The sequence below is a fragment of the Agromyces mariniharenae genome, assembly GCF_008122505.1.
Classification (GTDB): Bacteria; Actinomycetota; Actinomycetes; order Actinomycetales; family Microbacteriaceae; genus Agromyces; species Agromyces mariniharenae.
This window is the reverse complement of sequence record NZ_VSSB01000001.1, coordinates 1,408,362-1,419,803: the sequence shown is the minus strand read 5'-3', so window position 1 is coordinate 1,419,803 and position 11,442 is coordinate 1,408,362. Positions and strand designations below refer to the sequence as shown.

At 71.8% G+C, this 11,442-nt stretch carries 7 protein-coding genes; all 7 read right to left on the bottom strand.

Features of this window, described 5'->3' with window-relative positions; translation table 11 throughout:
* Positions 1–46 precede the first annotated feature (46 nt).
* A complete protein-coding gene (locus FYC51_RS06495) occupies positions 47–1,267 on the bottom strand; it encodes a nitrate/nitrite transporter (RefSeq protein ID WP_148732798.1) in 1,221 nt (406 codons plus the stop codon).
* The gene (gene narI, locus FYC51_RS06490) at positions 1,264–2,091 is read right to left on the bottom strand and encodes a respiratory nitrate reductase subunit gamma (RefSeq protein WP_148732797.1); all 828 of its coding nucleotides are present in this window, start codon (positions 2,089–2,091) and stop codon (positions 1,264–1,266) included. Before narI ends, FYC51_RS06495 begins: the two co-directional genes overlap by 4 nt.
* On the bottom strand, positions 2,088–2,714 hold the full coding sequence (narJ, locus tag FYC51_RS06485) for a nitrate reductase molybdenum cofactor assembly chaperone (RefSeq protein WP_148732796.1): 627 nt from the start codon (positions 2,712–2,714) through the stop codon (positions 2,088–2,090). The genes narI and narJ overlap by 4 nt, the downstream gene beginning before the upstream one ends.
* Positions 2,711–4,462: a nitrate reductase subunit beta gene (gene narH / locus FYC51_RS06480; RefSeq protein ID WP_148732795.1), complete on the bottom strand. Its 1,752-nt coding sequence runs from the start codon at positions 4,460–4,462 to the stop codon at positions 2,711–2,713. Before narH ends, narJ begins: the two co-directional genes overlap by 4 nt.
* Positions 4,463–4,536: 74 nt before the next feature.
* Positions 4,537–8,256, bottom strand: coding sequence for a nitrate reductase subunit alpha (locus FYC51_RS06475; RefSeq protein ID WP_148732794.1), 3,720 nt, complete (start codon positions 8,254–8,256; stop codon positions 4,537–4,539).
* 89 nt (positions 8,257–8,345) lie between these two features.
* Positions 8,346–9,671, bottom strand: a complete 1,326-nt coding sequence (locus tag FYC51_RS06470; protein ID WP_222863209.1) for an FAD-binding oxidoreductase — start codon at positions 9,669–9,671, stop codon at positions 8,346–8,348.
* Positions 9,672–9,805: 134 nt separating this feature from the next.
* Complete coding sequence (locus FYC51_RS06465) at positions 9,806–11,416, bottom strand: HD domain-containing phosphohydrolase (protein WP_148732792.1); 1,611 nt, start codon at positions 11,414–11,416, stop codon at positions 9,806–9,808.
* Positions 11,417–11,442: the final 26 nt, after the last annotated feature.

Genomic DNA, 11,442 nt, shown 5'->3' with positions numbered 1-11,442 from the left:
CGGGACGGGCTGCCGTCCGATCGCGCCCCCGTGGTAGTGGACCCGCTCAGGCCGCGCGCGACCGATCGCGCCGCGCGAGGAACACCGTGAACACGAGCGCGACGAGCGCCGTCGCGCACAGCAGCAGCAGGCCGATCGTGTAGGTGTGCGTGGCCGCGTCGTAGGTCGCGCCCATGACGAGCGGCGGGAAGAACCCGCCGAGGCCGCCGGCCGCGCCGACGATGCCGGTGACCGTGCCGACGCGCTCCGCGGGTGCGCGCTGGGCGACCCACGTGAACACCGCACCCGTGCCGAGGCCGAGGAACACGGCCATGACCACGAACGTCGTGCCCGCGAGCAGCTCGGGCGGCGGCTTCAGCGAGATGATGATCGCCATCACGGCCGCGCCCGCGAGCGAGATCATGAGGACCCTCGCCGGGCCGATCTTGTCGGACAGCCAGCCGCCGACCGGGCGGGCGACGACGGCCGCGATCGCGAACCCGGCGGTGCGGGCACCGGCATCGGCGAGTCCGAAGCCGTAGACCTCCTTGAGGTACGTCGGCAGGTAGGTCGAGAACGCCACGAAGCCGCCGAACGTGACCGCGTAGAGGAACGCCATCTGCCAGGTCACGGCCAGCCGGCCCGCGGCCGCGAGCTTCGGCACGACCCGGTCGCGGTTCGGCGCCCACCGTGGCGAGTCGCGCATGAGCATCCACACGACGATCGCCACGATGACGAGCGCGATCGCGAGGATCACGTGCGTGGCCACGTACCCGAACGAGGCCACCATCCGCGGCGTGAAGAACGACGACAGCGCCGTGCCGCCCATGCCGGCGCCGAACAGGCCGGTCGCGAAGCCGCGCCGCGACGGCTCGTACCACGCGTTCACGAAGGGGATGCCGACGGCGAACGTCGTGCCCGCGATGCCGAGCACGAACCCGAAGGCGAGCAGCAGGGGATACGAGCCGATCTCGCCGGCGAACATCACCAGCAGCACGGGCACCGCCGAGACCCCGGTGAGGATCGTGAACATGATCCGGCCGCCGAACCGGTCGGTGAGCGCGCCGGTGAAGATTCGCCCGATCGACCCGACGAGCACCGGCGTCGCGATGAGCAGCGACGTCTGGGTGGGGTCGAGGTCGAGGTCGTCGGCGTACTGCACGGCCAGCGGCGCGATGATGTTCCACGCCCAGAACGTGATCGCGAACGCGAGCAGCGCGAGGCCGAGGTTGAGCCCGCGGCCGGGCAGCTCGGCGGTCGTCGCGGGCGCGGCGGCCGGCTCGGTCATCTGGTGCCCCTTCCTGCGCGGTCCTTCGGAGTGCGGGTGGTCGTGCGGCCGGTGGCGCGCGTGGTCGCACGGCCACCGCGGTCGGCGTCGCGGTCGGGTGTGCCGACCGGGGCCCAGCCGCGCCGGATGCCGCCGGCCGTGCTCGGGCGCCCGTCGCGCGACCGGTACACGATGTACGGGCGGAACAGGTAGTGCACGGGGGCCGTGAACGCGTGCACGAGCCGGGTGAACGGCCAGATGATGAACAGCGCCATGCCGATGAGCGTGTGGACCTGGAACGCGAGCGACGCCTCCGACATCGCCTGGATGTCGGGCTGGAACACGAACAACGACCGGAACCAGGGCGACACGGTGTCGCGGTACGTGACCTCCTCGTGCGGCCCGAACACGCTGATGACCGTGGTCGCGAGGCCCGCGACGATGGCCGCGACGAGCACGACGTACATCGTCTTGTCGTTCTTCGTCGTCGCCATGAACACGGGCCCCGTGGTGCGCCGGCGGTAGATCAGGATGCCGACGCCGACGAGCGTCGCGAACCCGGCGATCGTTCCGAGGCCGAGCGCCATCACGTGGTAGAGGTCCTCAGAGACGCCGACCGCCTCGGTCCACGCCTTGGGGATGAGCAGGCCGACCACATGCCCGATCACCACGACGAGGATGCCGAAGTGGAACAGCGGCGACCCGATCCGCAGCAGCCGCGACTCGTAGAGCTGCGATGACCGCGTGGTCCAGCCGAACTGGTCGTAGCGATAGCGCCAGATGAGTCCGCCGACGAGCACCGCGACCATGACGTAGGGCAGGATTCCCCAGAGCAGCACGCTCATGTCGCGCCGCCGATCGGCTCGAGGGGCAGCAGCCGCGGGTCGTGCGGCTCGAGCCCGACCGACTCGGTCGGCGGACCGGCCGCCGCCATGGCCATCGCCTGCTGCCGGTCCTCGGGCGACCGCCCGGGCAGCGTCGCGCAGACCGCTGCGACCACGCCGGCGTATGGCGAATCCCGCTCGGCGAGGGCGAGGCGGATGAGCTCGAGACTCGCCCGGTACTCCTGCATGAGCTCGGCGCCGGCGTCGGGGCGATGCTGTGCGAACTCGAGCACGAGCGGCAGGTAGTCGGGCAGCTCGCCCGTGTCGCCGAGCTCGCCGCCGGCCTCGCGGTAGCGGCGCTTGAACTCGCCGAGCGCCATGCCGCGGCGGCGGGTGTCGCCGTCGGTCCAGTACGAGAGGTAGAGCGCGTGGCGCTTCGACATGTCGAACGTGTCGACGTAGATGCGGCGCACCTCCGCCGGGGGCGTCGTCGCCCACCAGTCGAGCAGCGGGGCGAACGACGCGGCCGCCGGCCGAGCCGCCTCGCCGAGCGCGCGGCGCACGACCGCGGCGAGCCCGAGCACCGTCTCGTCGGGGTAGCTCAGGCACACGGATGCCGCCTGGTACACGATCCGGCGGTTCATCGCGCACCCCCGCCCCGGTCGTCGGGCGGCGAGTCGCCCGGGCCCGCCGCCGGGCCGGGCCCCGCGCCGCCGGATGCCGCGCCGCCGCCCGCGTCGCGGTCGGGGAACAGCCCCGCCGGCGTGCCGTTGCCGTCCCAGTTCAGCAGGTTGACCCGGCCCCGCAGTGTCTCGTCGCCCGCGGTGCCGCCCGAGGTCTGCCGGTCGCGCAGCGCGAGGAACGTCTCGACCGCGACCGGCGCGGGTCGGCCGCTCGCCTCGCCGAACGGGCCGGATCCCGCGACCTCGTATGGGCCGCCGTCGAAGTCGAGCGAGCAGCCCAGCTCCTCGAGCTCGTGCGCCTGCTCGTAGTGCGCGGTCGGGATGACGTAGCGCTCCTCGTACTTCGCGATCGCGAGCAGCCGGTACAGCTCGTACAGCATCGACCCGGTCGTGCCGACCGCCGCCGCGATCGACTCGTCGCGCTCGCGGTCGAGCGTGATGTCGCGCAGGTACGCCCGCATCGCGGCGAGCTTGCGCAGCACCCCCGTGACGAGGTCGGTGTCGCCCGCGGTGAAGAGCTCCGCGAGGTACTCGACTGGGATCCGCAGCGCCTCGATCGCCCCGAACAGCGTGCCGGCCGACTCGGCGTCGTGGCCCTGGTCGCGCAGCAGGTCGACGATGGGCGACAGCGGAGGGATGTACCAGACCATCGGCATCGTGCGGTACTCGGGGTGCAGCGGCAGCGCGACCCGGTACTTCTTCGCGAGCGCGTAGACGGGGGAGCGGCGGGCCGCGTCCATCCAGTCGTCGGCGATGCCCTGCTCACGCGCCACGGCGATGACCTCGGGGTCGTCGGGGTCGAGCATGAGGTCGAGCTGCGCCTCGTAGAGGTCCTTCTCGTCGGGCGTCGAGGCGGCCTCGGTGACCCGGTCGGCGTCGTAGAGGAACAGGCCCAGGTAACGGAGCCGTCCGACGCACGTCTCCGAGCACACCGTCGGGATGCCGACCTCGAGACGGGGGTAGCAGAGGGTGCACTTCTCGGCCTTGCCGGTCTTGTGGTTGAAGTAGATCTTCTTGTAGGGGCATCCGGTGATGCACTGCCGCCAGCCGCGGCAGCGGTCCTGGTCGACGAGGACGATGCCGTCCTCCTCGCGCTTGTAGATCGCGCCCGACGGGCACGACGCCACGCACGAGGGGTTGAGGCAGTGCTCGCAGATGCGCGGCAGGTAGAACATGAACGTCTGCTCGAACTGGAACCTGATCGCGTCCTCGCTCTCGCGACGGACCTTCTCGACGATCGGGTCGAGGTGCCCCAGCTCGCTCGCCCCGCCCAGGTCGTCGTCCCAGTTCGCCGACCACGTGATCTTCGTGTCCTCGCCGGTGATGAGCGACTTCGGCCGCGCGACCGGGAAGTCGTCGCCGAGCGGCGCGTCGATCAGGGTCTGGTAGTCGTACGTCCACGGCTCGTAGTAGTCCTCGAGCTTGGGCTGCACGGGCGACGAGAAGATCGTGAGCAGGCGCTTCAGCCGGCTGCCCGTGCGCAGCTTCAGGCGGCCGCGACCGTTCAGCGCCCAGCCGCCGCGCCACTGCTCCTGGTCCTCGTAGCGGCGGGGGTAGCCCTGTCCGGGCCGGGTCTCGACGTTGTTGAACCACACGTACTCGGTGCCGGCCCGGTTGGTCCACGCCTGCTTGCACGTGACCGAACAGGTGTGGCATCCGATGCACTTGTCGAGGTTCATCACCATGCCCATCTGGGCCATCACGCGCATCAGTGCCACCCCCGGCGCTTCCCACGAGGGGCCATACTGCGCTCACGAACTGCATCCATCAGCAGGTCACCTCCCTAGTACGTCACTTCTTGGCTGCGGCGCCGGATGGTCGCCACCGCGTCGCGCTGGTTCCCCGTCGGGCCGAGGTAGTTGAACGTGTACGAGAGCTGCGCGTACCCGCCGATGAGGTGCGTCGGCTTCACGAGCAGCCGGGTCACCGAGTTGTGGATGCCGCCCCGCCGGCCGGTCGCCTCGGACTTGGGCACGTCGATCGTGCGCTCCTGCGCGTGGTGCACGTAGACGACGCCCTCCGGCATCCGGTGCGAGACGATCGCGCGGGCGACGAGCACGCCGTTGGAGTTGACGCACTCGACCCAGTCGTTGTCGGCGGCGCCGATCGCCGCGGCATCCGCGGGGCTCATCCACACCGTCGGCCCGCCGCGCGAGAGCGAGAGCATGAAGAGGTTGTCCTGGTACTCCGAGTGGATCGACCACTTCGAGTGCGGGGTGAGGTAGCGCACGACCACCTGCTGCCCGCCGTCGGAACCCAGCTTCGGCTCGCCGAGCAGTCGGTGCAGGTCGAGCGGCGGCCGGTAGATCGGCATCGCCTCGCCGACGTCGCGCATCCAGTCGTGGTCGAGGTAGAAGTGCATGCGGCCCGTGAGCGTGTGGAACGGCTTCAGCCGCTCGATGTTCACGGTGAACGGCGCGTACCGGCGGCCGCCGGTCTCGGAGCCCGACCATTCGGGCGAGGTGATCACCGGCACGGGCGCGGCCTGCGTCATCGCGAACGTGATCCGCTTCTCCTCCGATCCCTCGGCGAGGTCGGCGAGCGGCTTGCCGACCCGTTTCTCGAGGGTGCGGAAGCCCTGCACCGCGAGCTCGCCGTTCGTCGTGCCCGAGAACGAGAGGATCGCCTCGGCCAGCCGTACGTCGGTGTCGATCGCGGGGCGCCCCGCGGCCGGGCCGTCGGGCAGCACGCCGTGCGCCTTCGCCAGCCGGTCCACCTCGTGCGACACGTCGTAGGTGACGTTCTTGATCGTGAAGCCGAGCTTCTCGGCGAGCGGCCCCACGGTCGCGAGCTTGTCGGCGATCGCGGTGTAGTCGCGCTCGACGACGGCGAACACCGGCATCGTCCTGCCGGGCAGCGGCGCGACGTCGCCGCGGGCCCAGTCGCGCACGATCCCGCCGGGCTGCGCGGTCTCGCCGGCCGTGTCGTGCTGCATCGGGACGGAGACGAGGTCCTTGCGCGTCCCGAGGTGGGTCTCGGCCATCCGCGAGAGCTCGCGCGCGATCGCGTGGAACAGGTCGAAGTCGCTCTTCGCCTCCCACGGCGGGTCGATCGCCGGGGTGAAGGCGTGCACGAACGGGTGCATGTCGGTCGACGAGAGGTCGTGCTTCTCGTACCAGGTCGCCGCGGGGAAGACCACGTCCGACAGCAGCGTGGTGGACGTCATCCGGAAGTCGGCCGACACGAGCAGGTCGAGCTTGCCCTCGGGGATCTCGTCGCGCCACGCGATCTCGCGCGGCAGCATGGCCGCCTCGTCCGATGCCATGACGTTGCTGTGCGTGCCGAGCAGGTGCTTCAGGAAGTACTCGTTGCCCTTCGCCGACGAGCCCATGAGGTTCGACCGCCACAGCGTGAGCAGGCGCGGCCAGTTCTCGGGGGCGTCCACGTCGGAGATGGCGGTGCGCAGCGACCCGTCGGCCAGGGCCCCGGCCACGTACGACGCTGGGTCGGATGCCGCGCCGGCGGCGACGGCCGCCGCCGCCTGGTCGGCGACGTCGAGTGGGTTGCGGTCGAACTGCGGGTAGAACGGCATCCAACCGAGCCGGGCCGACTGCGCGATCGTGTCTGCGGTGTGCATGCCGGCGAGGTGTCCCTCGGCGAGCGGGGAGGCGAGCGCGTCGGCCGAGTAGCCGTCGAAGCGCCACTGGTCGGTGTGCAGGTACCAGTAGGCGGTGCCGATCATGGTGCGCGGCGGCCGCGACCAGTCGAGCGCGTTCGCGAGCGAGAGCCACCCGGTGATCGGCCGGCACTTCTCCTGCCCGACGTAGTGCGCCCAGCCGCCGCCGTTGCGCCCCATCGAGCCCGTCAGGATCAGCAGGGCGAGGATCGACCGGTAGGTGGCGTCGCCGTGGAACCACTGGCAGATGCCCGCACCCATGATGATCATCGAGCGGCCGCCCGAGTCGATCGCGTTCTGCGAGAACTCGCGCGCGATGCGGATGCAGGCCTCGGCCGGCACGCCCGTGATGTCCTCCTGCCAGGAGGGCGTGTACGGGGTCTCCCGATCGTCGTAGCCGCTCGGCCACTCGCCGGGCAGGCCCTCGCGCCCGACGCCGTACTGCGCGAGCAGCAGGTCGAAGACCGTCGTGACGAGCGCGTCGCCGACGCGTGTGGCCGGGACGCCGCGGCGGAGCACGCCGCCTGAGCCGTCGGGCGCGTCGAACCGGGGGAGCAGCACCTCGACGTCCTCGGCGGCGACACGTGCGTCGCGCACCGAGAGCGCGGGCTGGGTCAGCTCGAGGTCGAGGTTCCACCGACCCTCGCCCGACTCGGCGTACCGGAATCCCATGGAGCCGTTCGGCACCACCGGCTCGCCCGTCGCCGCCTCGAGCACGACGGTCTTCCACGCCTCCTCGGGCGCAGTTTCGGGCGCAGCGGATGCCGCGTCGAGGTCGGCCGCGGTGAGGAACTTGCCGGGCACCAGCCCGCCGTCGCCGTGCTCGACGAGCGTGACGAGGTGCGGGAGGTCGGTGTACTTCCGCGAGTAGTCGACGAAGAACGGCACGCGCCGGTCGACGTAGTGCTCCTTCAGCAGCACGTGCCCCATCGCCATCGCGAGCGCGGCGTCGGTGCCGGCCTGGCACGGCAGCCACTCGTCGGCGAACCTCGTGTTGTCGGCGTAGTCGGGGCTGACGGTGACGACCTTCGTGCCGCGGTAGCGCACCTCGGCCATCCAGTGCGCGTCGGGCGTGCGGGTGACCGGCACGTTCGAGCCCCACATCATGAGGTACGTGGCATCCCACCAGTCGCCCGACTCCGGGACATCCGTCTGGTCGCCGAAGACCTGCGGGCTCGCCACCGGCAGGTCGGCGTACCAGTCGTAGAAGGACGTCATCACGCCGCCGACGAGCTGCGTGAACCGGGTGCCGACGCAGTGCGAGACCATCGACATCGCGGGGATCGGGCTGAAGCCCGCGACCCGGTCGGGCCCGTACTCCTTGATCGTGTGCACGTACCCGGCGGCGACGAGCTCGACGGCCTCGGCCCAGGTGGCGCGCACGAGTCCGCCCTTGCCGCGCGCCTGCTGGTAGCGGCGGCGCGTCTCGCGGTTCGTCGACACCTCGCCGAACGCCAGCACCGGGTCGCCGAGTCGCGCCTTCGCCTCCCGGTACGCCTCGAGCAGCACGCCCCGCACGTACGGGTACCGAACCCGCGTGGGCGAGTACGTGTACCAGGAGAAGGCGGCTCCGCGGGGGCATCCGCGCGGCTCGTACTCGGGACGGTCGGGCCCGACGCTCGGGTAGTCGGTCTGCTGGGCCTCCCACGTGATGATGCCGTCCTTGACGTACACCTTCCACGAGCACGAACCCGTGCAGTTGACGCCGTGGGTCGAGCGGACCACCTTGTCGTGGCTCCAGCGATCTCGGTAGAACGCGTCGCCCTGGCGGCCTCCCTGCAGGAACGCCGCGCGATGGTCGGGCGTCTCGTCCCAGCGCGTGAAGAACCGTCCGACCGCGAGCAACGCGTCGGACGCCGGACCATCCACACCGATGGACGGGGTCATGGATCGGACCATACCGAGGTGCGGGCGTCTTCGCCAGAGCACGCTCGGCGTGCGCGGACCTCGTATCGGATCCGATTCGAGTCGGGTGCTCAGGGGCGGGCCGCGGCGACCTCGAACACCCCCTCGGGGTCGTAGGCGCGCCGGATCCGCCGGACGCGCTCCTCGTGCTCGCCGAGGGTCAGACCGTCCACGGCGCCCTCCTCCTCTCCCAGCCCGGCGAAGTTCAGGTACATCCCGCGGGAGGCCGGCTCGAGCGCGTTCCAGAGCCCTCGCGCCCACGCGATCGAGCCGTCGTCCAAGCCGGGTTCGCTCCAGATCGCGTCCACGCTCACGTTGAACCGCGTGCCGCGATGCGCGAAGGCCGTCTCGTCGGCGCCGACCCGGTCGATCGCGCCACCCAGGGTCCGCACGATCACCGCCGAGCGGGGGTCGGGCCGCCGAGCGGCGTGCGCGACCACGAGGTCGACGGTCTCGTCGTCCAGTTCGTCGATGAAGTGCGACTTCCAGTAGTAGCGGCCACCGTCGGGGAGCGCGAAGTCGAATGCGCTCTGCGCCTCGACCCAGGTACTCGTGCCGCTGAGGTCGAGGATCGGCGCGCCCAGGTGCGCGAACGGTTCCAGCACCGGCGCGGCGTCGGCGGGCTCGCCGATGTACGTGCCGAGGGCGAGGACGACCGGAACGCCGACGATCTCGTCGGGCAGGCCCGGGAACGGCGGGAGCGCCCACAGTGCGAACTGGGGAGCGATGGTGGGCGGCGCCTCCGAGGCCAGCCTCCGCCAGGCGCGGAAGACGGCCCCGGCGTCCTCGGCCGGATACGCGAAGGCGGCCGCGGCGACGTCGGGACCGAGCGGATGCAGCGCGAACGTGAACTCGGTGACGACGCCGAGTCCGCGGCCCGCCCCGCGCAGCGCCCAGTAGAGGTCGGCGTTCTCGTCGGCGCTCGCCGTGCGCACCGCGCCGTCCGCCGTCACCACGGTCATCGAGACGACGTTGTCGCAGCTCAGGCCGTGCGTGCGCTGCAGCAGGCCGAGCCCGCCGCCGAGCGTGAGCCCGGCGACGCCGGTCTCGGAGACCTCGCCGCCGGGCGTCGCGAGCCCGAACGACTGCGTCGCGGCATCCACGTCGGCCCATCGTGCACCGCCCTGCACCCGTGCCGTGCGCGCGACCGGATCGACGATCACGTCCCGCATCCGCGAGAGGTCGATCACCATCCCGTCGTCGCAGACGGCGCTGCCGGCGACCTGGTGCCCGCCGCCGCGGATCGACACGACCGGACGGTGGGTCCGGGCCACGTCGACGCACGCGACCACGTCGTCGAGGTCGGCGCACCGGATCACGACCTCGGGATGCCGGTCGATCAGGCCGTTCCAGACCATCCTGGCGGCGTCGTACTCCGGGTGGTCCCGGTCGATCACCGCTCCTCGCACTCGTGCGCGCAGTTCACCGACCAGCGATGCTCGCGCGACCTCCGGCAGTGCCATGATCGGCCTCGATTCCCCGCCACGGGAGCAGCGGATGCGCTCAGGCTAGGACCGGCGATCGAGCCGGTTCATGGGGTGAACTCCCCATCTCCGTCGCGCACCCTCGAAGGAGGCTCGTCGGCGAGCAGGCCGTGCCGCATCGCGAAGACGGAGAGCGTCGCCCGGTTGCGTGCGCCGGTCTTCGTGTAGATGTGCTCGAGGTGGTTGCCGATCGTCTTCGGCGAGACGTGCAGGAGGGCGGCGATCTCCGCCGTCGAGCGGCCCCGGGCGGCGAGGCCGAGCACCTCCACCTCGCGTTCGGTGAGGCCCGACGGCCACTCCCGCCGACGGTGACGGCGGTGCCCCGCGGCGACGAGGACCGCTTCGACGGCCTCGGCGTCGAGCCGACCCTCGCCGACCTCGCGACGCAGCACCTCGGGGAGCTCGGCAGCGGGGATGGCCGGACGATGCGGTCGAGGCTGGGCCTTCGAGGCGTACAGGTCCGCGGCCGCCAGCAGTCGAGCGGCCGGCGGGATCTCGGGAGCCGAGATCCCGCGCGGATAACCCGAGCCGTCGAGGCGCTCGTGATGCAGGCAGGCGAGGCGTCCGTGCGCGCGCAGGCTCGGGAAGGGCTCGAGGATCGCCTCCGTGAGGTAGGGGTGGAGCCGCATCTGCTGCGTCTGCGCCGGCGTGAACGGACCCTGCGACTCCCAGACGGCGGCCGGAACCCCCAGCCTGCCCAGGTCGTGCAGCAGCGCGGCCCGACGCGCGTCCACCCGCTCCGTCGCGCCGAGGCCGACGTCGTCCGCCGCGGCGCCGACGAGCGCCGCCGTGGCCGACTGGTGGCCGAGCGAGCTCGGTGACTTGAGGTCGACGTAGTCCGCGAGCACGAGGAGCGCCCGGTCGAGCGCCTCATCGTCGAGCAGGTCGTCGAGGCTCGGGCACACCCGCATCGCCGCGTCGAACGCCTCGACGGCGTCGAGGGTGCCGAAGATCTCGTCGGCCTCGTCGCAGAACGCGTCGACGAGGTCGGGGTCGAACTGCGTGCCGCGACGGGCGCGCGCCACGGCGACGGCGGCATCCGCCCCGCCGGCACGGTGGATCGCCATCACGATGTCGCCGAGGTTCGCCGCCCGCGCCGAGAAGGTCGCCTCGGCGCCACGCAGGCCGCGGGGTTCGCCGGCGCCGTCCCAGCGCTCGAACACCTGGTCGAGGCCGGTGCAGAGCCGCACCGGCACGTCGAGCGCCTCGGCGAGTGCCGCCGCGGCGTGGCGATGGTTCTCGAACATCGCCTCGGTGTCCCGAACGCCCTCGACGGGGAAGGCGGCGATCGTGCGCCGCCGCTGCGGCCAGGGCTGGCCCGCACCGACCTGCCGGGCGATGAACTCCTGCTCCGCCCGCTCGTCGCCGAGGTCGACCGTCCGGATCTCGGCCTTCACCCGGTGGTCGTCGCCGAACCAGCGCGCCTGCTCGAGCGAGTCGACGTGGCATCCCGCCCACGACAGCATCGAGGTGTGGTACACCTCGCGCCGCTCGTCGGCGTCGAGTCCCGCGCGCTCGGCGAGGACCAGGGAGATGAAGGTCTGGCCGAGGGTGTGGCCCATGGGCTGCCCCATGCACAGGTCGATCCCGCGGGACAGCGCCGCGAGCAGCTCGTGCCGGTGCACGTGCGGCGCTCCGACGGTGTCGGCCGTGGCCATGGGCCGATTCTCCCGCACCCGACGAG